This window comes from Nocardia sp. CY41 (assembly GCF_009829325.1).
Classification (GTDB): domain Bacteria; phylum Actinomycetota; class Actinomycetes; order Mycobacteriales; family Mycobacteriaceae; genus Nocardia.
In genome coordinates, this window is sequence record NZ_VUOS01000004.1 from 13,195 (window position 1) to 36,793 (window position 23,599).

A 23,599-nucleotide genomic window follows, 5' to 3' on the forward strand; every position below is an offset into this window, starting at 1 on the left:
GGCCGTACTAGTGGGGGAAACGAGAGTTGCGTTCAGGTCTTGCGTCGGGTGCCGAGCGAGTTCTCGGCGTGGTCGGTGAGTTACCCATGTGCTCGCGAAATCAGTCGTCACCTGGGGTGCGGCTTCGCCGGGTCAGGTGCGGGTGGCGGCGACGAAGCGGGGTTTGCCTGCCAGGTCGGGGTGTTCGACGACGTCGGTGAAGGCGCCGGTGGCGGTGAGGAGGGCGGCCACGCCGGAGCCGTTGGTGTCGTCGTGCTCGATGGCGGTGGCGCCGCCGGGGCGCAGCAATCTGGTGATGTTCGGGATCATCTCGCGGATGACGGCCAGGCCGTCGGGGCCGCCGAACAGGGCGACGGACGGGTCGTGCTCGGCCACCTCGGGGTCGAGGCGTGCCCCCTCCGGGATGTAGGGCGGGTTGGACACCACCACGTCCACCCGGCCGTTCAGGTCGGTGAGCAGGGTGGGATCGGTGGCGTCGTCGGCGTAGAGCGTGATGGGGGTGTCGCCGGCGGCGATGCGGTCGTCGGCGTTGCGTCGCGCCCAGACCAGGGCGGCGGCATCGAGTTCGACGGCGTGCACCTCGGCGTCGGGGCGCGCATGGGCGAGGGCGAGGCCGAGCGCGCCCGACCCGGTGCACAGATCGACGACGATCGGCGCGTGATCGTGCGGCAGCGCTTCCAACTGCGCCAGCGCCCACGCGTACAGCAACTCGGTCTCCGGGCGCGGCACGAAGACGCCGGGGCCGACCGCGAGGTCGAGCGCGCCCATCACGGCCGTTCCGGTCAAGTGCTGCAACGGTATCCGCCGCGCCCGGCGGTCGACCAGCGCACGGAACTCGTCCAGCTCGTCCGGCGATACGAGCGGGCTCAGCGCCAGCCTGGTCCGCTCCACGCCGAGAACGTGCGCAGCCAAGTGCTCGGCGTCGGCGCGGGGACTGTGCACCCCGGCGGTCCGTAACGTCTCGATGGCGTCGTTGAGGACGGGGCGCAGCGCGACTCGGGTCGTAGACATGACAGCGACTCTGCCCGAAAGGTAACTACTCCGCGGCCATACGCGCTTCGCGATCCGCCTTCCCGAGCGCGTCGAGCAGCGCGTCGAGGTCCCCGTCGAGCACGGCGTCGAGGTTGTGCGCCTTGAAACCGATCCGGTGGTCGGTGATGCGGTTCTCCGGGAAGTTGTAGGTGCGAATCCGCTCGGAGCGGTCCACCGTGCGGATCTGGCTGGCGCGGCCCGCCGCCGCCTCCTGATCGGCCTGTTCTTCCGCCAGCGCCTGCAAGCGGGCCGCGAGCACCTGCATGGCGCGGGCCTTGTTCTGCAACTGGGAACGCTCGTTCTGGCAGGTCACCACGATGCCGGAGGGCAGATGGGTGATGCGCACCGCGGAGTCGGTGGTGTTGACGCCCTGCCCACCCTTGCCGGAGGAGCGGTAGACGTCGATGCGCAGATCCGACTCGTCGATCTGCACCTCTTCGATCTCGTCGGGCTCCGGGTAGATCAGCACGCCGGCCGCCGACGTGTGGATGCGGCCCTGCGATTCGGTCACCGGGACGCGCTGCACCCGGTGCACACCGCCCTCGAACTTGAAGCGCGACCAGACACCATCGCGCGCCGCGTCGCGGCTCTTGATCGACAGCGTCGCCTCTTTGTAGCCGCCGAGGTCCGACAGGGCGGCGTCGAGGATCTCGACCTTCCAGCCGCGGCGCTCGGCGTACCGCACGTACATGCGGGCCAGGTCGGCGGCGAACAGCGCGGACTCCTCGCCGCCCTCCCCGGACTTCACTTCCAGCACGACGTCGTCGCCGTCGTGCGGGTCGCGGGGGGCCAGCAGGTCGGCGAGGGCCTGTTCCAGCTCCTCGACCTGGCTTTTCAACTCCGGGATCTCCGCGGCGAACGCGGCGTCGTCGGCGGCGAGCTCCTCGGCGGCCGAAAGGTCGTCGCGCGCCGTCTCGAGCTTGCGGTAGGTGGCCATGACCGGGGCCAGCTCGGCGAACCGCTTGCCGACCCGGCGTGCGGCGCCCGCATCGTTGTGCAGCGACGGATCGGCCAGCTGCGTCTCCAGGCCCGCGTACTCGGCCAGAATGTCGTCGATGGCGGACGGTTGCGTCACGGTGCTTCCTTCTCCTGGTCCCTGTCCATACAAAACACCGACGCCCGGCCTGCGCAGCAGGACCGGGCGTCGGCGAGGAAGCTACTTGGCGTCGGCCTTCTTGCCGGCACGCTTGCCGTAGCGGGCCTCGAAGCGGGCCACGCGGCCACCGGTGTCGAGGATCTTCTGCTTGCCGGTGTAGAACGGGTGGCACTGCGAGCAGACCTCGACGGTGATGTGTCCCAACTCCTTGGTGCTGCGAGTCTGGAAGGTGTTGCCGCAACCACAGACGACCGTGGTGTCGACATACGTCGGGTGAATTCCTGCCTTCATGGATGTCCTCTCGATTGTGGTCGCCGGGTCGCCTGCGCGAACGCGCGAAGCGTGAACCGGAACCGACTAGGCGGGAGCTCTGCTCACCTGAGCAGACGCAACGACCGTTCAGTATGCCAGAACTGCCGTTACGCTCCCAAAACACCCCCGGCGCGTGGTTTGTTCCCGCCCCGCGTACTCCCCTGCCGTTCGCGCCCCTGGAAGTCCGGGCACGCGAATCCGCGCCGCCTCCGGGACGCTGAAGTCGGGTAGTCCGCTACTCAGGAATGCGAACAAATTCGTTCATAGAGTTGCGTACCTGGTGCACATCGGCGTGCCGAGACAGGAAGGAGACCCCGTGAACATCCGGATCGCGTCCGCGATTCTCGTTCTGCTGACTCTCGCGGTCGCCGTCGGTTTGTCCGCCCTCCCCGAAGACGCACACTATCCGGCGCCGGCGAACGCCGTGTACATCCAGACTTCCGAACCCGACCATGCCCCCGATCCCGAGCCGTGTGCGCTGATCCTCGGTGTCCTGATCTGTGGCGCTGCCACGATCGGACTCGCCTTCTTCACCCCACGAACGCCGAGAGGGTCCCGCACCAGCGGGACCCTCTCGGCCGTTGACCTGACGACAACTGATTTCGCGAGCACATGGGGAACTCGTCGGGCACGCCCAGAACTCGAGGCGCTGACCGCCGCCCCTGAGCGCTACTCTCGCGGCTCCAAGCCTGTACGGCCTGAATACCCGGAGAGGCGGACAACCCTATTCGTCGAGCGCGCCCGGCGCGGTCTTGCTCACCTGCATCAAGAACTCGAGGTTGTTCTTGGACTTCTTCAGACGGTCGATCAGCAGGTCGATCGCCTGGTGCGAGTCCAGGCCGGACAGTACGCGGCGCAGTTTGTGCAGTACCGCCGCCTCGTCGGGGCTGAGCAGTAGCTCGTCCTTGCGGGTACCGGACGGGTTGACGTCCACCGCGGGGAACACCCGGCGCTCGGCGATCTTGCGGTCCAGCTTGAGCTCGGCGTTGCCGGTGCCCTTGAACTCCTCGAAGATCACCGTGTCACCGGTCGAACCCGTCTCGACCATCGCGGTGGCGATGATCGTCAGCGAGCCGCCGTTCTCGATGTTGCGCGCCGCGCCGAGGAACCGCTTGGGCGGGTACAGCGCGGTGGAATCCACACCACCGGAGAGGATTCGACCCGAAGCGGGCGAGGAGTTGTTGTACGCGCGCCCGAGGCGGGTGATCGAGTCGAGCAGCACGACGACGTCCTTGCCCATCTCCACCAGGCGCTTGGCGCGCTCGATGGCGAGTTCGGCGACGGAGGTGTGGTCCGACGGCGGCCGGTCGAAGGTCGAGGCGATGACCTCGCCCTTCACCGAGCGCTGCATGTCGGTGACCTCTTCCGGACGCTCGTCGACCAGCACCACCATGAGGTAGCACTCGGGGTTGTTGGTCGCGATCGCGTTCGCGATGTCCTGCAGGATCGTGGTCTTACCGGCCTTCGGCGGCGACACGATCAGGGCGCGCTGGCCCTTGCCGATCGGCATGATCAGGTCGATCACGCGGGTGGTCAGCTTGTTCGGCTGGGTCTCCAGGCGCAGGCGCTGGTTGGGGTACAGCGGAGTGAGCTTGCCGAACTCGGGACGCCGCTTGGCCGCCTCGACGTCGCCGCCGTTGACCGTGTCCAGCCGCACCAGCGGATCGAACTTCTGGCGCTGGTTGGACTGTTCGCCGTCGCGCGGAGCGCGCACCGCGCCGGTGATCGCGTCACCGCGGCGCAGCCCGTTCTTGCGGACCAGGTTCATCGACACGTAGACGTCGTTCGGCCCGGCCAGGTAGCCCGACGTGCGGACGAAGGCGTAGTTGTCCAGCACGTCGAGGATGCCCGCGACCGGCTGGAGCACGTCGTCCTCGCGGATCTCCAGCTCGCGGGACTCGCCGCCGCCGCCGCTCTCGCGGTCACGCCCGCGACGACGCTCCCGGAAGCGGCGTCCACGCCGTCCGCGACCGCCCTCTTCGTCGTCGCCGCCGCGGCCGCCCGCGCTGCCGTTCTGGTTCTGGCCCTGGCCACGTTCGCCCTGGGCACGCTCGCTCTGCCGGTCGCCCCCACGCTCGCCCTGGCCACGCTCGCTCTGCCGCTCCCCCTGGCCACGCTCGCTCTGCCGATCGCCCCCACGCTCGCGGCGGCGCTCGCCGCCCTGTTCGGCGTCCTGCTTGGACTCGTCGGCACGGGTCTCGGCGGGCGCGGTCTCGGTGGCGGATCGCGCCTGGTCACGGCCGCGCCGCTGCCGACCCCGGCCACGCTGGCCGCTCTCCCGGCCGGACTCCTCGGTGGTCTCGGTGGCCTGCGCCGACTCGGACGCGGCGTCGGCGGGGGCCGTCTTCGCCGGGGCGGGAGCCTCGCCGGGCGCGGCCGAAGCCGCGGGCGTCACGTCGAGGGTCGCCTGCTCGGCCTTGGCCGGCGCCGGCTGCGCCGCAGCGGCGGTCTTGGCGGGGGTGTCGGCCTTCGCGGGGGCATCGGCCTTGGCGGTTACCGCGGACTTGGCCTCGCCTTTGGCGGGCTTCTCCACCTTCGCCGCCTTTCCGGCGGCCTGATTCTCCTTGATGGCGGCGATCAGATCGCCCTTGCGCATTCCGGAGGTGCCTCGGATACCGAGCTCCCCCGCAAGCGCGCGCAACTGCGGCAACAACATTCCAGTCAGCCCCGATCGTGCGACGTCGGTGTGTTCGCTCATCTTCGAAATCTGTCCGGATTCACTTTCGCGCTCGCCCGTCGGGTTCGATTCCACGCCGGGTGTCGCGAGCAGGTCCGTATCTGTCACGGAAATCCTTTCCTTCCCTCGATCGCCGTGTGCTGTTTCGAGGGTTCGTCCCGCAGCCCGGGCATTCTGCCGGACTGGGATGCGTCCGTCCGGGCGCTGTGTGCCGTATCACCTGCCCCGCCGGACCGGCGGCTTCTCCACCAATGGTGAAAGGTGGGGAGAGATCATTCCAGTTGCGCAGCTACGCAGCACCCCCATGGCCTGGAGGCTCGAGCCTGGAGCCTGCTGGAGCGATTGCCCTGATGAAGCACCGGCGTCTGATGCGCACGATGTACGGACTTGCCCAGAATAGCTGTCCATTGCGAATCTCGGCAAGACAGACTCGCCGTCAGTCGACCAGGACGCCCTCGGCGATTCCCGGCTCCACCACGCGCAGGCCGTCGGCCGCCGCCAGTTCACGGAGTTCTGCCGGGAATTCGCTGGTACCGAGGGCCAGGATGGTCGGTCCCGCCCCGGAGACGGTGGCCGCGATGCCCGCCGTGCGCAGGCGGGTGATCCACGCGGTGGTCAACGGTAGCGCGGGAGCACGCTGGGCCTGATGCAAGCGGTCCGCGGTAGCGGGCAGCAACAGGTCGGGGCGCTGGGTGAGCGCCACGACTGCCAGCGCGGCGCGGCTGACGTTGAACGCGGCGTCGCCGTGCGGCACGACGTCGGGCAGCAGGCCGCGGGTGTGCGCGGTGGACGAGCGCTCCTCGGGGATCAGCACCACCGGGCGCAGCGCGGGATGCGCGTCGAGCCGCACCGCGCGGTACACGCGGCCGTGATACTCCGTGGCCGGAGCCTCGTCGGCGGGGCGATCGCTCTCGGTCCACGACACCACGATCCCGCCGAGCACACTGGCCGCCGCATTGTCGGGATGACCCTCGAATTCGGCCGCCAGCTGGACCATTCGGTCCGCCGAAGTGGCCAGCGCCGGATCCAGCTTCGCGGCGAGGGCACAGCCCGCCGCCAGTCCGCCGACCGCGGCGGAGGCCGAGGAGCCGAGCCCACGCGAATGCGGAATCACGTTGCGGCACACCACATCCAGTCCGTCGGCCCACACCCCGGCCGACTCCAGGCCGCGCTCGATCGCGCGGACCACCAGATGCGAAGGGCCCCAAGGGACATCGTCGGCGCCCTCGCCCTCGACCCGGATGGTGAGACCGGAATCGGTGGTGCGCACTTCGATCTCGTCGTAGATCCCCAATGCCATGCCGAGCGAGTCGAACCCGGGACCGAGGTTCGCGGTGGACGCGGGTACCCGCACGGTCACGGTCAGACCGGCGGGCAGCGTCGCGCTCATGAGCTGGCCGTCGCGCGAACTCAAGTCAGGCCAGTTCCAGTTCGGCGGCGACCGCGACCGGGTCGACGGAGATCGGCTGCACCTGCGGCATGCCCGACAGCGCGGTGTCGGGATCCTTCAGACCGTTGCCGGTCACCGTGCACACCACGGTGAGCCCGGAATCCAGCCAGCCCTCCTTGCGGGCGGCGAGCAGGCCGGCCACGCTGGCCGCCGACGCGGGCTCCACGAATACGCCCTCGGTCGCGGCGACCAGGCGATACGCGTCGAGGATCTCCTCGTCGGTGGCGGCGCGGAACGCGCCACCGGACTGTTCCTTCGCCTCGACGGCGCCGTTCCAGGAGGCGGGCGCGCCGATCCGGATCGCCGTGGCGATGGTCTCCGGATCCTTCACCGGGGCGCCGTTGACCAGCGGGGCGGCGCCCGCGGCCTGCACGCCGAGCATGCGCGGCAGCGCGCCGGTGACGCCGTCGGCGTAGTACTCGCGGTAGCCACGCCAGTACGCGGTGATGTTGCCCGCGTTGCCGACGGGAAGGGCGTGCACGTCGGGCGCCTTGCCGAGCACGTCGCAGATCTCGAAGGCGGCGGTCTTCTGCCCCTCGATACGCGCCGGGTTCACCGAGTTGACCAGGCCTATGCTGGGGAAATCGGCGGTGACCTTGCGGGCGAGCTCGAGGCAGTCGTCGAAGTTGCCCTGCACCTGGATGATCTTCGCGCCGAGCATGACGGCCTGGGCCAGCTTGCCCATCGCGATCTTGCCCTGCGGAATCAGCACGGCACAGCTCATGCCCGCGCGGGTGGCGTACGCCGCCGCGGAGGCCGAGGTGTTGCCGGTGGACGCGCACAGGACCGCTTGCTGGCCGCGGTACTTGGCGTCGGTCATCGCCATCGTCATGCCGCGGTCCTTGAACGAGCCGGTCGGGTTCAGGCCCTCGACCTTCAGGTACACCTCGCAACCGGTGATCTCGGACAGGTGCGCCGCGGGCACCAGCGGCGTACCGCCCTCGTACAGCGTGACCGGCTCCCAGTCGGCCGCGCCCGCGAGCCGGTCGCGGTAGGCCGCGATCAGGCCCGGCCAGCGGGAGTGCACTCCCGCCTGGGGCGCGACACCCGACGTATGGCCCTCCGGCTCCCGGCCGCCGCCCCTCATGGAGTCGCTGCGCGACGCTGTGGTCATTCTTCGGTGCCTTCCAATCTCAGAACGCTGGTCACAGATGTGACGGATGCCATTTCCGCCAGGGCGGCCACGGTGTCCGCGAGCGCCGACTCCACGGCGTGGTGGGTCACCACGACCAGGCGCGCACCCGAGCCGTGCCCTTCTTGACGGACGGTCGAAATGCTCACCCCATGTGCGGCGAATTCGCCCGCCACCGCGGCCAGGACTCCAGGACGGTCCTCGACCTGCAGGTTCACGTGATAGCGGGTGGGCGTATCGCCGATCGGCGCGATCGGTAGCTCAGCATAAACCGATTCGCCCGGAGCGCGACCCCCGTAGAACTTGTTCCGGGCCGCCATCACCAGATCGCCGAGGACGGCCGACGCGGTCGGCGCGCCACCCGCACCCTGCCCGTAGAACATCAGCCGTCCGGCGTTCTCCGCCTCGACGACCACCGCGTTGAACGCCCCGTTCACCGCGGCCAACGGATGCTTACGGGGAATCAGCGCCGGGTAGACGCGCACCGAGACGCGCTCCTTGCCGCCGTCCTCCGGGCCCGGCTCGCCGGGACCCGCGTCCACGCGCTCACAGATGGCCAGCAGTTTGACCGTGCAGTCGAGCGCCGAGGCGGTTTCCAGATCCTCCGCGGAGATGCGCGAGATGCCCTCGCGGTACACGTCGGCGGCGGTGACCCGGGTGTGGAACGCCAGCGAGGCGAGGATGGCGGCCTTGGCCGCGGCATCGTAACCCTCCACGTCGGCGGTCGGATCGGATTCGGCGTAGCCCAGCCGGGTGGCTTCGGCCAGCGTCTGCGAGTAGTCGGCGCCGGTCTCGTCCATCGCGGAGAGGATGAAGTTGGTGGTGCCGTTGACGATGCCGACGACCCGGTTCACCCGATCGCCCGCCAGCGACTGGATCAGCGGGCGCACCACGGGGATCGCGCCCGCGACGGCGGCCTCGAAGTACAGGTCGGCGCGGCTGCGCTCGGCGGCGGCGGCGAGTTCGCCGGTGTAGTCGGCCAGCAGCGCCTTGTTCGCGGTCACCACGGATTTGCCCGCGTTCAGCGCGGCCAGGATCAAGCGGCGCGGCGGATCGATGCCGCCGATCACCTCGACCACCAGGTCCACGTCGTCCCGTGCGACCAGGGCGTCGGCGTCGGTGGTCAGCAGATCCGCGGGGATGCCGCGGTCGGTGTCGAGGCTGCGCACGGCCACCCCGCGTAGCACCACCGGTGCGCCGACGCGGGAACGCAGGTCCTCGGCGTGCTCGCGCAGGATGCGGACCACCTCGGTGCCGACATTGCCCATGCCGAGGACCGCGACCCCGATCGGGCGATCGGTCCCCCACACGCCGTTCTTCGCGCTGGCCGTCACGCTTCCACCTCCAAGCTGAGCAGGTCCGCCACCGTTTCCCGGCGCAGGATCAGGCGCGGCTGTCCGTCCCGCACCGCGACGACCGCGGGGCGGGTCAACTGGTTGTACCGGCTGGACATCGAGTAGCAGTACGCGCCGGTGGCGGCGACGGCGACCAGGTCGCCGGGGCCGACGTCGGCGGGCATCCAGGTGTCCCGGATGACGATGTCGCCGCTCTCGCAATGCTTTCCGACGACGCGCGCGACCACCGGACCGGCCTGCGACGACCGCGAGACCAGGCGGCAGTCGTAGTCGGCCTGGTACAGCGCGGGCCGGATGTTGTCGCTCATGCCGCCGTCGACGCTCACGTAGCGGCGGCGCAGACCGCCGTCGAGCGAGACGTCCTTGATGGTGCCCACCTCGTAGAGCGTCACCGTGCCGGGACCGGCGATGGCGCGGCCGGGCTCCACCGCGATCGTGGGCGTGGGCAGCCCCGCGCGTTCGGCTTCGGCCGCCACCAGTTCGCGCAGGTTCGCCGCGAACTGGTCCAGCGGCGGCGGGTCGTCCGACGGCAGATAGGAAATACCGAGTCCGCCACCCAGATCCAGCGTCGCGATCTGCGCGGTGCGCTCGATGCCGAACTTGTCGATCGCCTCGCGGAGCAGGCCGAGCATGCGCCGCGCGGCGATCTCGAAGCCGTCGATCTCGAAGATCTGCGAGCCGATGTGGCTGTGCAGGCCGACCAGGCGCAGGTTGTCGGCGTCGAAGACGCGCGCGAGCGCCTCCATCGCGTCGCCGCCCGCGATCGAGAAACCGAATTTCTGGTCCTCGTGCGCGGTCGAAATGTATTCGTGGGTATGGGCTTCCACACCGACGGTGACCCGGACCAGGACGTCCTGCACCACGCCCGCGCGGCTCGCGACGGCTTCCAGGCGCTCGATCTCGATGAGCGAGTCGACCACCACGTGACCGACGCCCGCGGACACCGCGGCTTCCAGTTCCGCGACCGACTTGTTGTTGCCGTGCAACGCGATTCGCTCGGCCGGGAAGCCCGCGTGCAACGCGATGGCGAGCTCGCCGCCCGAGCACACGTCCAGCGAGAGGCCCTCGTCCCGGATCCAGCGGGCGACCTCGCCGCACAGGAACGCCTTCGACGCGTAGTGCACGCGCGCGTTCGCCCCGAAAGCACGGACCATGTCGCGGCAGCGGGAGCGGAAGTCGTCCTCGTCGACGACGAACAGCGGGGTGCCGAATCGCTCGGCCAGCTCGTACACCGGCACGCCCGCGAAGTTGACCACGCCCGCGTCGTCGCGCGTGGCATTGCGCGGCCACACGTTCGCGGGCAGGTCGATCATCTGCCGCGGGTCGCTCGGACGCTCCGGCAGATTCGGCGCGTGCGGGATCTCGGCGTGCCGGGGACCGGCGGGATGCGCGCTCATTTCCGCTCCTCGCTGCGCTCACTCACTGTCGTTTCCTTCCCTCGGGTCGACCGGCCGGTCACATGCGCTCCGGGGCGCTGACGCCGAGCAGGCCCAAGCCGTTGGCCAAGACCTGGCGCGTGGCGTTGACCAGAGCCAGCCGGGCGGCGTTCGTCGGGGAGACCGGGTCGTCACCCAGCGGCAGGACGCGCAGGTTCTTGTTGGTCTGGAAACGGTGGTACGCGCCTGCCAGCTCCTCCAGGTAGCGGGCCACCCGATGCGGTTCGCGCAGGCTCGCCGCGCTCGCCACCACGCGCGGGTATTCGCCGAGGGTGCGGATCAACTCGCCTTCCTCCTCGGCCGACAGCAGCGCGAGATCCGCTGCGACGGAACCGTATTCGAACTCGGCGGCATTGCGCGCGATGGACGCGGTCCGCGCGTGCGCGTACTGCACGTAGTAGACCGGGTTCTCGTTGCTCTGGCTGGTCCACAGGTTCAGATCGATGTCGATGCTCGAGTTCACCGACGAACGCACCAGCGAGTACCGCGCCGCGTCCACGCCGATCGCCTCGACCAGGTCGTCGAGCGTCACCACGGTGCCCGCGCGCTTGCTCATCTTCACCGCCACGCCGTCGCGCAGCAGGTTCACCATCTGCCCGATGAGCACTTCGACGGTCGCCGGGTCGTCGCCGAAGGCGGCCGCGGCGGCCTTCAGCCTGCCGATGTAACCGTGGTGGTCGGCGCCGAGCATGTAGATGCACAGATCGAAGCCGCGGGCGCGCTTGTCCTGGAAATAGGCGATGTCGCCCGCGATGTAGGCGGCCTTGCCGTCGCTCTTGATGACCACCCGGTCCTGATCGTCACCGTATTCCGAGCTCGCGATCCACCAGGCGCCGTCCTTCTCGTACAGGTCGCCGGAGTTCTTCAGCCGCTCCACGGCCTGCTCCACCGCGCCCGAGGCGAACAGCGAGCTCTCGTTGAAGTAGACGTCGAAATCGGTGCCGAACTCGTGCAGCGACTCCTTGATGTGCGCGAACATCAGCTCGACGCCCTCGGCCCGGAACAACTCGAGGCGCTCTGGCTCCGGCTTGCTCAGCACATCCGGGTGCGCGGCCACGATCTTGTCGGCGATCTCGCCGATGTAGGCGCCCGCGTAGCCGTTCTCCGGGGTCGGCGCGCCGGTGGCGGCCGCGGCCAGCGAGGCGGCGAACCGATCGATCTGCGCGCCGTGGTCGTTGAAGTAGTACTCCCGCACCACGTCCGCGCCCTGCGCGGCCAGGATGCGGCCCAGCGCGTCGCCGACCGAAGCCCACCGGGTACCGCCCAGGTGCACCGGGCCGGTCGGGTTGGCCGAGACGAACTCCAGGTTGATCCGGGTGCCCTTCAGCGCCTCGGCGGTGCCGTACGCGGCGCCGGCGGCGAGCACCCGCTCGATGATCGCGCCCTGTGCGGAAGCCGCGAGGCGGATGTTCAGGAAGCCGGGCCCGGCGACCTCCGCGGCGGCGATGCCGTCGTCGGCGGCGAGCGCGTCGGCCAGCCAGGTCGCGAGGTCACGCGGTTTGGTGCCGGCGCGCTTGGCCACCTGCATCGCGACGTTCGTGGCATAGTCGCCGTGTTCGGGGTTCCTGGGACGCTCCACGGTGACCTCGTCGGGCAGGACCGCGGGGTCCAGTCCGCGTTCGACAAGCACCTTCGCCGCGGTCGAGCGAAGGAGATCTGCAAGGTCAGCTGGAGTCACGAGTCTCTATCCTATGGTCTTGGCGGGTGTACACCTCGGGGTGGGCACTGCGCAGCCAGCGGATCCATCAACGTCGAAAGAGCACACTGAGCGATGCCTAGCAGTCCCAGCGCCAAATCGGCCAAGGCCGCCAAGGCCGCGGCGAAGTTGTCCGCTCCCCGCAAGCGGGGCAGACAAGGACAGCTTCCGAAGAAGAACCGGCAGATCCCCTGGCTGGCCATCGGCGCGGCCGTAGTAATCATCGCATTGATCGGCGCCCTGGCTTACAACCTGGTCCCCAAGTACCGGGAAAAGGCCGATCTGGACAAGTTCACCCCGAGCGCGCAGAAGAAGGACCCGTCCGACGGGATCCCGGGCGTGGTGAAGAAGGAATACCCCGCCGGTCTGCACATCGGCGCGAACCAGCGGGTGGCCTACGACCAGGCGCCGCCGTTCGGCGGCCCGCACGACCAGTCCTGGGCGACCTGCACCGGCGTGGTCTACAGCAAGCCGATCCGGGTGGAGAACGCGGTGCACTCCCTCGAGCACGGTGCGGTGTGGATCGCCTACAACCCGGACAAGGTGAACGCCGACGGCATCGCGACGCTGAAGGCGAAAGTCGAGGGCAAGCCGTACACGATGATGTCGCCCTACCCCGGTCTCGACTCCCCGGTGTCGCTGCAGTCCTGGGGTCATCAGTTGAAGCTGGACAGCGCGGACGACAAGCGCGTCGGCCAGTTCATCACCGCGCTGCGGCTGAACAACTACACCTACCCCGAGGTCGGCGCGGACTGCTCGACCATCGTCTTCGACACCGACAACCCGCCGCCGTTCGACCCGACGCCGCCCGGACCCGACGCGGTGCCGATGGACGGCAAGGGCCTGCAGCCGGACCAGTCCGAACTCGGTGGCGCGCCCGGCGGGCTGCCAGGTGTGCCGGGCGTTCCCGGTCTGCCGGGGCTCCCCGGCATGCCCGGCGCTCCGGTGCCTGCGCAGCCCGCGCCTGCCCAGCCCGCACCCGGCGCGGGGCAGTAGTGCCCGGCGAGCGGGGGGAAGCGGGGCGCGAAGCATCCGCGGGTGCCGGCGATCGCGAAGTCACCGGATCCGACGATCGCGCGGCGTCCGACGAGTCCCGCACCCCTGAGGTCACCGGGGCCGACGGTCGCGACGCGTCTTCCGAGTCCGGCGGCCGCGCAGCAGCCCTCGGATCCGGGGCTCGTGCGGTGACCGGGTCCGGCAATCGCGAAGCTTCGGGGTCCGATGACGGCGTGACCCCGACCGGATCCGGCGCGCCTGGAGTCACCGGTTCGGCCGGTCACCACACTCCCGAGATCGACGAGCGCGGAGCTACCGCCCGGTCCGGCGTTGACGCCGTCGGGTCCAGCAAGCACGGAGCCGCCGGATTCGATCGGCAACCAGGCGCCGAAGCCGACGCACCCGCCGCGTCCGGCCCGCGTGCGGCAGCTGCCGGATCCAGCGATTCCGGAGCCACCGGAGCGGATGGCGAAGCGACAGGCGATTCCGGTTTCGGTGGACAGTTGCGCCGCCAACGCACGGCACTGCTGGCTCTCGGCATCATCGGCGCCATGCTCATCGGCTTCGCGATCGGCGTGCTCGCCAGGATTCCGCTGGACGGTGCGAAGGAGCCGGAGCCGGGCCCGGTCGACACAGGCTTCAGCCAGGACATGTCGGCCCATCACGCGCAGGCCGTCGAAATGGCGGGCGTGGTGCTGGTTCGTTCCACCGACACCGAGGTACGGCGGCTGGCCTACGACATCCTCACCACCCAGCAGAGCCAGATCGGGCGCATGCAGGGCTGGTTGCAGTTGTGGGGCGAACCCGCGCAGGGCGTGGACGGTTTCATGGGCTGGATGAGCGAGCCGATGGGCGGCCACGACCATTCCGGAGCCGATATGCCGCACCACTCCGGGCCGGTCTCCACCATGCCCGGCATGGCCACGCCCGCCGAACTAGCCGCGCTGCGCCAAGCCACCGGACCCAAGCTGGACACGACGTTCCTGCAGCTCATGCTGCGCCACCACCAGGGCGGCCTGCCGATGATCGATTACGCCGCTCAGCACGCCGACACCACAGCGGTGCGCACCCTCGCCGAAACCATGGCCACCACCCAGCGCGGTGAATCCGACTTGATGACCACCATGCTCACCGCGCGCGGAGCCGCCCCACTCCCCTGACCCGAAACCCTCCCGCCGTCTGCCCTTTTTGGCGGACGGCCGCCGATACGATAGGCTGACCCAGCCCGATCGGACCGCCATCCAGGCCCCGACCGAGCCCTATCCCGCCCTCGTAGCTCAGGGGATAGAGCGTCTGCCTCCGGAGCAGAAGGCCGCAGGTTCGAATCCTGCCGAGGGCACGCACGACAAAGGCCCCATGACCAGCACACTAGCTGGCTGGGGCCTTTCTCGTCCCCACGGTCAGCCCGCCTCGATGACACGAGACGACACAACCTCGCCGAAAATCCTCGCCGCCTCCCTCAGCGCTTCGTCCTGGGAATGGGTGTAGATCCTCGACGTGACACAGGCGTCGGCATGGCCCAGCCAGGCAGCGATCACCGCGAGCGGCACCTTGCGCAGGTGCATGGTCGCGCCGCAGGTGTGACGGGCATCATGCAATCGGATGTGCCGGACGCCGGCCTTCTCGACCGCCTTCGCCCACCGATGCGTCAGGGTGTGCGGATGGTACGGCGCGCCGTCCTCGTTGCACGCGACGGAGTCACCGTCCCCGTACGCATCCCCGAGCTGCAACCGATCGGCCGCTTGCCGACGATGCGCCCGCCGAAGAACCTCCCCCCTCTCGTCATCCATCGGCGGGGTACGTACCGACGCCTCCGTCTTCGGGTCGCCCTCCACCGCCTCGCCACCGGCCGACGCACGCCCGATGCGCATCACGAGCGTCTTGCGCTCGAGATCCACTCCGCTCCAGCGCAACCCGCCGAGTTCACTCCGCCGCAGGCCGCACCGCGCCAGGACCACAGACGCCCGTCCCGATCCGCCTCGAGACCGGCCAACAGCTTCGACACTTCCTCCGGCGTGTAGGTCAGCGGCTTGCGCTTCTTGCCCGCCTTCGGTTTGATTGCCCGAGCCACGTTATGCGCCAACAACTTCCGTTCGATCGCGTAGTCCAGACTTTCGACGTCGTTTCGACGGTCCGCTTCAGTGATCGAACCACCCACGGACGCCGGACCTACACAACGCATCTGGAACGGTGGACATGACCGACCCAACCCGCCTGGCCCCGCAGACTTCCGAACCGCTCCAGTTCGTCACCGACCTGCTTGGAGACATCGGACGCCCTCGACCCGACTTGCGAACACTTACCGATCCGCGCGAGGCCGCTCACCTCATTGCCGAAGAAACCCGGTCGCGGATCACTGCCGTTCTCGACAAGTTCGGAGGAACGCCGGTCGTGCTGCTGAGCGGCGGCGTCGATTCGATCTACGTCGCGGCCGTCGCGGTCGCACTGGGCGCGAAACCGACAGCGATCACGATCTCGACCGAAGGCCAATCAGACGAACAGAACGCAGCAACCGCGGCCGCAGCCCTGGATCTAAGGCATGACCTCATCCGCCTGACACCACAGGAGGTCAGCCAACTGTCTCGTGACACGATGCGGCGACTCGGCACATCGGAACTGTGGGAGGTAACCGCAGGCATCCCGATACTCGCCGCTCGTAGCGGTTTCGACAAGATCGCACAACTGGGCCCGATCTTGAACGGTAGCGGCGCGGATGCGATCCTCGGTGGCGGCAAGCGACTCACCCATCCAGTGGCATCGCTCGACGCCGGAGACGAGCTCGACCGAATCATTCGAACGGAGTCGGCCGCGAACTTCAGATACGAACGGCTCGTCCCACATTTCTATCCAGCCCTACTGGATGAGTACGCCGATCGGCTGGTCCACGTATTCCAGACCGTGCGATGGTGGCAGATCGCCGAACGATTCGCCCCTTCATCACTTTTCGCGATTCGTGACGGCATGACCGTGGACAAACTCGCCCTTCGCCTGGCCTGTGAAGAACAGCTTCCATCGGGAGTGAAGCATCTCGCCTGGGCGGTGAAGTCACCGATCCAGCGTTCGTCCGGCCTGATGTCCGTCCTCGCGACTGCCGCCCGGTCGCACGCCGCCGACCTTCCAGGAGCACGAACGTACTCCGACCCCATGACCGAGGATGCCGAAGCCGTAGCAACGCGCTTGTATCTCTCGATCTTGGAGCACAGCTAGCGATACCGCTCGGCCGTCGCCACGCGCGTTGCGCGAGGTGTTGCCGAATTCCGCCTGCGACCTGCCTCCGGGGCAGCAGGCCGCCGGTTGCCGAGGGCACGCCACACAACGGCTCCCGACCGGATTCCTCTGGTCAGGAGCCATCGCCGTGCAAGCCTTCGGCCGCGCTCAGCTGCTGCCGAACACGCCATTCGGTAGGACGCCGTGGAGCAGACGCCAGAGCGGATCATTGCCGCGACCGTTGTCGTGATCGCCCGGCCAGTCTTTGCCTCGGAAGTCGAGACGGTCGTCCCAGCGGTCGTGCCCGATTTCCGTGCCGACCGCGGCGGACGTCGCCGGAGCGGCCGAGGCCGGAATCGTCGATATTGTCAGCGGAACAGCGGCGATCGCTCCAGCGACGATTGCGCGGGCCAATATCCGGCGCGGGGCGGTGGATGTAATTGCCGAAATCACCGGCAGATCCTTTCTAGCGACAGTAAAGCGTGCACCCACGCCTCCATCGAGGCGACAGGAGCAGGCCGGAGATTCGACAGCGCCCAGGTACGGGCGTCGAGTCACCGGCCAGGGTCGACCATACCCCGATGTTGGTACGGAGGAAGCGTACGGGCGAAACCCCCCACCCCCGGCTGTGCTTTCGATGCCGCGTCAGTCCAATAGCCGGTGACAGACGCTCGCGTCCGCGCCGCGACCGTATGCCCGTTCGAAGTCCGCATAGTCCGGATCTATTTTGTTGTCCAGGTAATACGGGACGAGAGCCGCCTCGACGCTGTTGCACACCCATGTCTCACCCGATCCACTGTTTCGCATCTGGAAGGTGATCCAGTGGTGGCCGATCAATGGAGCGCCGGCCGAGGCCGTGCATTCGCGACCTCTGACCGAGTCGAACTGCGGTTGATCGAGCGTGTAGCCGCAGGTGTAGGTCGGCAGAGATCGGGCCTCCGCGGCGGGGGCCGCCACCAGACCGGCGGTAGCGGCCAGCAGCAGTATCGGCAGCCCGAGTCGGACTGTGCGGGTTGTGTTCATCGCGGTTCCTGTTCGAAATAGAAATCAATACTTCTCGGCACTCATCAGCAGCTGTCGCGCGCACCGCGCGGTCAGATCGGACGACAGTTGCTCGCGTCCACACCGGCGTTGAGCACCGCCTCCGCCTCGTAAGATCCCATTTCCGGATGGATCGGCTTGCCGAGGTGCGGGAACGCGCCACCGCATTCCCATTTCTCACCGGTGACGCTGTTCTCCATCCGGACCGGATAGAAGTAATTGCCGTCCAGCGGAGCGCCCCGAGACGCGACGCACTTGCGCGCTCGCATCGAGCTGAATACCTCGAGGTAGGTGGTGATGGGCGTGTACTTGCAGGTATAGGTCGGCAGCGGGGGTTGCGCCACGGCAGTGGGAGCCGTGGCCAGACCAGCAGTCGCGGCCAGCGCGAGCAGGGGAAGTCCCAGGAGGGTGAGACGGGTTGCGATCATCAAGACTCCTGCGCGAGAAAGAATCACTGTCGCGCGACCCTCACAGGACGGCCTGAAGAAATTCTTAACAACTGGTAAGCACGGGCGCTCGACCGACCGCGGGAGGCCGCCGCGCTCAGCCCCACGCCGATAGCGCAAGTGGCACACCACGGAGAGGTCTACTCGACGTTTGCCGCAGCCATGTGCCGCTCGTCGACTCACCTGCTGGAGGCGGGGGTGAATACGATGGCGTCGGCACTGTGTGAGGTGGCGGGCGTATGGGTACGCGGAGGAGCGTGAACAGGATTGGCTGACGCTGGGACCCGGCGCGGGTGGGTAGTGCGCTGGGGCGTGACTGGGGTTCTGGTGGCGGTCGCGGTGGTCGGGATCGTCGTGGTGGCCGGGATCAGCGGGAGTAGGCCGCCGTTCGATCCGGACGTGGTGCCGGGCACTCAAGTCGTCTGGGTGACGGCCCCCGCGGGAGCCGATCGGGGGACGTTGGAATTGTGGCAGCGGAACCGGTTCAGGCGATGGGAGCGGACGTTGGCGGTGCCCGCCTGGGTGGGCAAGGCGGGGATTTCCCGGGAGGCGCGGGAGGGGGCGGCGTATACGCCGGAGGGCACGTTCGCGTTGACCGAGGGCTTCGGCCGGTTACCGCACGCGGGCGCGAAGCTTCCCTACCTGTCGGTGGATCCGTCGAATACCTGGTGGTGGGTGTCGGACACGGAGAGCCCGCTGTACAACCAGAAATATCGCTGCGCCGAGGGCGAGTGCCCGTTCGACACCACCGTCAGCGAGAATCTCGGCCGGACCGACCCGCAATACAACTACGCGCTGGTCATCGACTACAACCGGTTTCCGGTCGTGCCGCAGCGGGGCTCGGCCTTCTTCGTCCACGTCGAGGCGGGCAGGCCGACCGCAGGGTGCGTCGCGGTGGGCGATGACGTGATGCGCACGCTGCTGGCCACGCTCGAGCCGTCGAGGAAGCCGGTGATCGGCATGTACGCGATCTGATCCGCTGTCAGCCGGTCGGCTTCGCGGCGATGCGCAATGACTCGGCCCAACGAAGCGACGTCCGCTCGCACGGCACGCCCACCACACTCAGCCCGCCGACCGTCACGGCACAGCCACCACACCCAGCCGACCGACCGTCGCGGCAAGGCCATCCTCCCGAACGTCGAATCCGGCGATCGACCAGCCGATGGCGTTGGGACGTGGACAAGGGATCTCTCGAATGCCGCCGTCATATGAGCGAAGGGCTCCGGAAGCCGGAGCCCTTCTCGAATGGTTGGGTGTGCGATCAGAGGGTCACGGCAAGGGTTCGGTGGGCTTGTCGGTGGCGCTGAGCACGCCCGCCTTGGTGAGGTAGGTGAAGGCGGGGGCGGTGAAGCCGGGCTGGAGGAAGTAGAAGTGGGCCTTGGTGACGGTGCCGTTCTCGGCGGCGTCGCACAAGGCGTGCAGGGCGGTGGGGTCGACGGTGAGCGCGGTGAGCTTGCCCGCCTCGTAGTCCATCTCCACCCACTTCGCGTGGATGGCGGCGCTCATGACGCTGCCGGTGAAGTCCTCCCGGCTGGAGGCGGCGCTGAGGCCGAGTTCCAGGCCGTCGTCCAGGTCGGTCGGCGTGTGCTGCCAGCGGCCGAACTCCCACCAGCGCACGAAGCTCACCAGGCCTTCGACGCCGGCGGGCAGCTTCGTCGTCGGTTCCACCGAGCGCACCCAGGCCGGCGCCGCGCCCAGCGGATCGTAGGAGGTCCCGGCGACCTCGTTGTCCTCATCCCTTCCGAATAGCAGCGCACGGTCGCCGGGATATCTGACCAACGAGTACCAATTGCCCTCACCGTCGTCGTTGATCAGCCGGCCGCCTTCCACTCCGGCCGTCTGCCCGATCTCTTGTCCGCTCGCGGCCCGATCGGTGTGGGTAGCGGCGGTGATCACGTCCAAGACGGTCACGCGCGCCCACAGCACCTCGGGATGCGGCAACTGAAATCCCATGCCGGGCAACGTATCACCGGCCCCCCACCGCGACAACCGATCGGCAACCGGCCGGACAACCCGCCGCGCCACGCCTGGCCGTCCTGGCAAACCAGGACGGAAGGGCTCCTCACAGGGGTCTCGCAGATGCACGAATAAACGGCAAATGCGCAGCAATGAGACCCGGCCCGGCGCAGCGTTCCACCTGCCGGATTTTGCGCAACAGACTCGGTCCAGAGTCCCCGGCACGCCGGGAGTCAGCGCGACTACGACTCCGGCCGCGTACGGCACGCCTGAGCGGTGGACTGCCGACCAGGTCGGTCCGGTCCGATGCGCTCACACCCAGAGCCGCCACGCGAAGAACACCCGGCCTGGGCGGCGGACCGCGGACCGAATCGCCTCCGATTCGGATCGCCCGCACGCCGGGCCACCAAGCGAGAACACTCCGCCTGGTGACGGACCGCCGACCCGGATCGGCTCCGGTTCAGATCGCCTGCCTGCCGCGAAGGAAACCCAGCCAGCGCGGCAGACCGCCCACCAGATCGGCTCCGATTCCGATCGCCCGCCTGCCGAGCCGCCACGCGAGAACACCCCGCCTACGCGGCAGACCGCCGATCAGGTCGGCTCCGGTTCGGTTTGCTCGGCGCGACGCGGACGCAGGGCGTAGGCCGGGACGAGTTGGTCGCGCACGTGCAGGTCGGGACGCCCGTCGGCGAACTGGATGCTGTAGGTCACCCGCCCCATCCAGTCCCCGTCGACCGTGGGCAACCAATGCGTCAAGGTTCCGGGGCGCTCGCCGCGCATGATGACTCCCGCGCCGTTCACATGGCGCGGAGTCCCGGGGTCGCGGACCAGGATCGCGTCCAGGCGCACCCACACCGGCCGCGGCGGGTAGGTCAAGGTGCGGTAGTAGTGGCCGGTCCGGTTGGGGTAGACCAGCTCGGGTTCCGTTCCTTCGGTTCGCGGCGTTTCATCGCTGATCGAACCCATGTTCGAATGTTAGCCGGACATATGCGGCAAGCACCAGGCAACCCGGGCGCAAAGTGGATGACATGACGACGACCACACCGCCACGGAGCACTCCTTCTAGTATGATCCTTCTAGAAGGAACATACTAGAAGGAGTGGAAATGTCCGCGAAGTTCGAGGTCGTCAAGGGTTTCTACGCCGCGACACAGACCGGTGACGGACCCGGAATCCTGGCCCTGCTGCATCCGGAGTTCGAAGCGCGCACCGCGCCGGGCCTGCCGTGCGGCGCGGGCGGCGTCTTCCACGGCCCGCTCACGGTGCTGGCGCGCGTCTGGGGCGCGGTCGCCCGGGAGTTCGACACCGCGCCGTACGACGAGACCTGGCAGGAGACCACCGACGGCACCATCGTGGTGACCGGTCACTATCGCGGCGCGGCGCGGGCCACCGGCCGCGAGTACGACGCCGAATTCGTGCACTTGTGGCAGGTCGACGACGACGGCCGCATCACGCGGCTGCACCAGTACACCGACACCGCACGCTGGCACGCCGCATTGGCGGCCTGAAAGACCGTCCGCCGGCCGGAGGGCACGCTCTCCCTCGGCGGCACCACCCGTCGCGGCTATCCGGCCTGGTTTGGTTTCCGGTCACCCGGGCACGCCTTTGCCGTACACGATCCTGGCACCCGGGGGTAGACCGGAGGACGAGATGGCTTATCCGCCGGGCGGGCAACCGCCGGATGATCGACCGCACCACCCGCAGCAGCCGTCGCCTGGCTACCCCGGACCAGGACAGCCCGTGCCACCACCGGGCCCGGGTTATCCGCCACCCGGGTACCCGCCGTGGGGCTACCCACCACCGCCCAGGAAAAGCAATACCGGCTTGATCGTCGCCCTGGTGGTGATCGTGGCCCTGGTGATCGCGGGCGCGGTGATCGCCGGATTCTTCCTGACCTCGCAGGGACGGGGTCCGCTCGCCACGGACGAGAAGAGGATCGAACTGGCGATCCGCGATTTCTACGAGACGTTGGACTCGCGCGGCTTCCGCGCCGCGGCCGAGCTGGCGTGCGCGCGGGAACGCGCCACTTTCGAGGCGATGACCGAACAGGAGAAGAGCGAATTCGACAGCACCTCGGTGTCGGTCACGATCGATAGGATCGAGGACATCGTCGTCATCGACGACACGGCTACCGCGAAGGTCACCGGCAAGCTCACCGTCGAGGTGCCCGGACGGCAACCCGATACGGAGACCAGCACGACCGAGCATCTGAAGAAGGAAGACGGCAAGTGGAAGATCTGCTCCGCGGAGGGCACGCGCTGATCGCATGCACCCGCGCATGAGCTGCTGCGGACCGAGCCGCAGAACCGTTCTCGGGGCACTCGCCCTCGCCACCCTCCTCCCCTTCGCCGGCCGCACCGAAAAATCCTCGGCACAACCGAATACGATCGTCGCGACCGATCTCGAAGTGGTGACGATCACCGATACCTCGGTGATCCTCACGTGGACCACGCTCGCGCCCGACCCGAGCGGACGGCTGATCCCCGTCGACGCGGACACCCAGGTGCGGATAGGTCCCGCCGATTCCGCGCGCGCACCGCTGCCGGTCTTCACCGACGACCGCCCGACCCCCTTCCACTACGCCGAGATCGGCGGACTCGAACCGGGCCGCGCCTACCGCTTCGAAGCGTGGTCGGCGGGTCTGCGCGCCACGCCCGCGCTGTCGCTCACCACCGCCGACCCCGCCGCGCCGGAAGCGCGCGGCGAGTTCACCACCCTCGTTCCACCGCCGGGCCGCCGGCTGCGGACCGTGGCGCTGGCCAACGACGTGCACTACGGCGAGCAGGTCAGCGGGCTGATCGCAGGCGACCTGCCGCCCGGCGTCCGGCAGGGCCCCGGTCTCGCGCCCTATCCCGAGGTCATGCTGGCGGCGGTCCTGGACGACCTGCGCCGCCCCGACCGCGCGGCCGAACTCCTGCTGCTCGCCGGGGACCTGACCGCCGAAGCCTCGGAATCCGACACTCGCACGGTGCGGGCCCGCCTCGACGCGTGGGGCGCGCTCGGCCACGACTACCTGGCCGTGCGCGGCAACCACGACCGCCCGCACCCGGGCGGCGAGTACGCCGGTTGCGCACCCGCGCCCGCCGACCATCACGACTGCTGGGCCGATGTCTTCTCCGCACGGCAGGAACTGGTCGAACACGAGATCGGCGGCCTGCGGGTGCTGGGCGTGGACACCAGCAGGCTCGACGGCGCGGGCGGTTCCATCGAACGTCCGCAGTTCGATCACCTGACCGAACGCCTGCGCGCCGACCCGGACCGCCCGACACTGCTGTTCGGCCATCATCCGGTCACGGCCGAGTCCGGGTTGACCAACCTCGCGGGTCCGGGATTCGTGCTCGACGGACGCGACAGCGCCGAGTTGCAAGCGCTCTACACCCACAGCCCCGGGGTCTTCCTGCAGCACAGCGGCCACACGCACCGCAATCGCCGCACCAGGCCGGACGCGCCGTGCGCGGTGGAATTCCTCGAGGTCGCCGCCGTCAAGGAGTATCCGGGCGGCTACAGCCTGCTGCGCGTCTACGAGGGCGGCTACATGGTCAATTTCTACAAGACTCGCACCGAGGACGCGCGGCGCTGGAGCGCGCTCACCCGCGGCGAGTACTTCGGGCTGCTTCCCGACTACACGCTCGGCACCTGCGCGGACCGCAATCACGTTGTGCTGCGCGATTTCTCGGGGCTGCGGTAGCGAACGAGAGGGTTCTTCACATCCGAGAACGTTTGCGCACGTCGGACGCGGTATCTTCCTTAGGTAAGCCTCAACATAGG

23 protein-coding genes and 1 tRNA gene are annotated in these 23,599 nt (G+C 68.8%); 8 read left to right on the forward strand and 16 right to left on the reverse strand.

Translation table 11 applies throughout. The features are described 5' to 3' along the window. Window positions 1–132 precede the first annotated feature (132 nt). From prmC to argS, 9 genes are all read right to left on the reverse strand, one after another. Window positions 133–1,011: a peptide chain release factor N(5)-glutamine methyltransferase gene (gene prmC, locus GVY64_RS04875; protein WP_159839212.1), complete on the reverse strand. Its 879-nt coding sequence runs from the start codon at window positions 1,009–1,011 to the stop codon at window positions 133–135. 25 nt (window positions 1,012–1,036) lie between these two features. Further along, window positions 1,037–2,107, reverse strand: a complete 1,071-nt coding sequence (gene prfA, locus GVY64_RS04880; RefSeq protein WP_159839214.1) for a peptide chain release factor 1 — start codon at window positions 2,105–2,107, stop codon at window positions 1,037–1,039. Window positions 2,108–2,188: 81 nt separating this feature from the next. Beyond that, window positions 2,189–2,419 (reverse strand): 50S ribosomal protein L31, encoded by a 231-nt coding sequence (gene rpmE, locus GVY64_RS04885; RefSeq protein WP_159839216.1) that lies wholly within the window; start codon window positions 2,417–2,419, stop codon window positions 2,189–2,191. A 745-nt stretch (window positions 2,420–3,164) separates the two neighbouring features. Beyond that, the gene (gene rho / locus GVY64_RS04890; protein WP_201297908.1) at window positions 3,165–5,225 is read right to left on the reverse strand and encodes a transcription termination factor Rho; all 2,061 of its coding nucleotides are present in this window, start codon (window positions 5,223–5,225) and stop codon (window positions 3,165–3,167) included. Between the two features lie 328 nt (window positions 5,226–5,553). Continuing rightward, window positions 5,554–6,507, reverse strand: a complete 954-nt coding sequence (gene thrB, locus GVY64_RS04895; protein ID WP_159839364.1) for a homoserine kinase — start codon at window positions 6,505–6,507, stop codon at window positions 5,554–5,556. A gap of 25 nt (window positions 6,508–6,532) precedes the next feature. Beyond that, complete coding sequence (gene thrC / locus GVY64_RS04900; RefSeq protein ID WP_159839366.1) at window positions 6,533–7,654, reverse strand: threonine synthase; 1,122 nt, start codon at window positions 7,652–7,654, stop codon at window positions 6,533–6,535. Between the two features lie 23 nt (window positions 7,655–7,677). After that, window positions 7,678–9,033, reverse strand: coding sequence for a homoserine dehydrogenase (locus tag GVY64_RS04905; protein ID WP_159839220.1), 1,356 nt, complete (start codon window positions 9,031–9,033; stop codon window positions 7,678–7,680). Further along, entirely contained in the window at window positions 9,030–10,451 is a 1,422-nt protein-coding gene (gene lysA, locus GVY64_RS04910; protein WP_159839222.1) for a diaminopimelate decarboxylase, read from the reverse strand. Before lysA ends, GVY64_RS04905 begins: the two co-directional genes overlap by 4 nt. A 58-nt stretch (window positions 10,452–10,509) precedes the next feature. Further along, entirely contained in the window at window positions 10,510–12,168 is a 1,659-nt protein-coding gene (argS, locus tag GVY64_RS04915; protein ID WP_159839224.1) for an arginine--tRNA ligase, read from the reverse strand. A 93-nt stretch (window positions 12,169–12,261) separates the two neighbouring features. Here argS and GVY64_RS04920 point away from each other — a divergent pair, with 93 nt between their 5' ends. The 3 genes from GVY64_RS04920 to GVY64_RS04930 all read left to right on the forward strand — a co-directional run bounded on the left by GVY64_RS04920 (window position 12,262) and on the right by GVY64_RS04930 (window position 14,521). Continuing rightward, window positions 12,262–13,182, forward strand: coding sequence for a DUF3105 domain-containing protein (locus GVY64_RS04920; protein WP_159839226.1), 921 nt, complete (start codon window positions 12,262–12,264; stop codon window positions 13,180–13,182). 503 nt (window positions 13,183–13,685) lie between these two features. Then, window positions 13,686–14,342, forward strand: coding sequence for a DUF305 domain-containing protein (locus tag GVY64_RS04925; RefSeq protein ID WP_236566638.1), 657 nt, complete (start codon window positions 13,686–13,688; stop codon window positions 14,340–14,342). Between the two features lie 106 nt (window positions 14,343–14,448). Continuing rightward, window positions 14,449–14,521, forward strand: a tRNA-Arg gene (locus GVY64_RS04930). A 61-nt stretch (window positions 14,522–14,582) separates the two neighbouring features. Here GVY64_RS04930 and GVY64_RS04935 read toward each other — a convergent pair. Continuing rightward, window positions 14,583–15,080 (reverse strand): tyrosine-type recombinase/integrase, encoded by a 498-nt coding sequence (locus GVY64_RS04935; protein ID WP_236566628.1) that lies wholly within the window; start codon window positions 15,078–15,080, stop codon window positions 14,583–14,585. Continuing rightward, entirely contained in the window at window positions 15,053–15,340 is a 288-nt protein-coding gene (locus tag GVY64_RS04940; protein WP_159839230.1) for a hypothetical protein, read from the reverse strand. Before GVY64_RS04940 ends, GVY64_RS04935 begins: the two co-directional genes overlap by 28 nt. Window positions 15,341–15,378: 38 nt before the next feature. Here GVY64_RS04940 and GVY64_RS04945 point away from each other — a divergent pair, with 38 nt between their 5' ends. Then, window positions 15,379–16,389, forward strand: coding sequence for an asparagine synthase-related protein (locus GVY64_RS04945; RefSeq protein ID WP_159839232.1), 1,011 nt, complete (start codon window positions 15,379–15,381; stop codon window positions 16,387–16,389). Between the two features lie 168 nt (window positions 16,390–16,557). Here the strand turns inward: GVY64_RS04945 and GVY64_RS04950 are convergent, their stop codons facing one another. The 3 genes from GVY64_RS04950 to GVY64_RS04960 all read right to left on the reverse strand — a co-directional run bounded on the left by GVY64_RS04950 (window position 16,558) and on the right by GVY64_RS04960 (window position 17,858). Next, window positions 16,558–16,881, reverse strand: coding sequence for a hypothetical protein (locus GVY64_RS04950; RefSeq protein WP_159839234.1), 324 nt, complete (start codon window positions 16,879–16,881; stop codon window positions 16,558–16,560). A gap of 153 nt (window positions 16,882–17,034) precedes the next feature. Then, a complete protein-coding gene (locus GVY64_RS04955; RefSeq protein WP_159839236.1) occupies window positions 17,035–17,412 on the reverse strand; it encodes a hypothetical protein in 378 nt (125 codons plus the stop codon). 71 nt (window positions 17,413–17,483) lie between these two features. After that, window positions 17,484–17,858: a hypothetical protein gene (locus GVY64_RS04960; protein WP_159839238.1), complete on the reverse strand. Its 375-nt coding sequence runs from the start codon at window positions 17,856–17,858 to the stop codon at window positions 17,484–17,486. Between the two features lie 330 nt (window positions 17,859–18,188). Here GVY64_RS04960 and GVY64_RS04965 point away from each other — a divergent pair, with 330 nt between their 5' ends. Continuing rightward, window positions 18,189–18,851, forward strand: a complete 663-nt coding sequence (locus tag GVY64_RS04965; RefSeq protein WP_159839240.1) for a L,D-transpeptidase family protein — start codon at window positions 18,189–18,191, stop codon at window positions 18,849–18,851. Window positions 18,852–19,145: 294 nt separating this feature from the next. On the opposite strand, the gene GVY64_RS04970 is transcribed toward GVY64_RS04965, so the two are convergent. Both GVY64_RS04970 and GVY64_RS04975 read right to left on the reverse strand, forming a co-directional pair. Continuing rightward, on the reverse strand, window positions 19,146–19,829 hold the full coding sequence (locus GVY64_RS04970; protein WP_159839242.1) for a hypothetical protein: 684 nt from the start codon (window positions 19,827–19,829) through the stop codon (window positions 19,146–19,148). Between the two features lie 594 nt (window positions 19,830–20,423). Beyond that, window positions 20,424–20,798 carry a hypothetical protein gene (locus GVY64_RS04975; protein ID WP_159839244.1) on the reverse strand — a complete coding sequence of 125 codons (375 nt, stop codon included), beginning with the start codon at window positions 20,796–20,798 and terminating at the stop codon, window positions 20,424–20,426. Window positions 20,799–20,937: 139 nt separating this feature from the next. Between GVY64_RS04975 and GVY64_RS04980 the strand changes: the two genes are divergently transcribed. The 3 genes from GVY64_RS04980 to GVY64_RS04990 all read left to right on the forward strand — a co-directional run bounded on the left by GVY64_RS04980 (window position 20,938) and on the right by GVY64_RS04990 (window position 23,519). Beyond that, a complete protein-coding gene (locus tag GVY64_RS04980) occupies window positions 20,938–21,339 on the forward strand; it encodes a nuclear transport factor 2 family protein (RefSeq protein ID WP_159839246.1) in 402 nt (133 codons plus the stop codon). 316 nt (window positions 21,340–21,655) lie between these two features. After that, on the forward strand, window positions 21,656–22,093 hold the full coding sequence (locus GVY64_RS04985; RefSeq protein WP_159839248.1) for an Rv0361 family membrane protein: 438 nt from the start codon (window positions 21,656–21,658) through the stop codon (window positions 22,091–22,093). 148 nt (window positions 22,094–22,241) lie between these two features. Next, window positions 22,242–23,519, forward strand: a complete 1,278-nt coding sequence (locus tag GVY64_RS04990; RefSeq protein WP_236566629.1) for a metallophosphoesterase — start codon at window positions 22,242–22,244, stop codon at window positions 23,517–23,519. Window positions 23,520–23,599 lie beyond the last annotated feature (80 nt).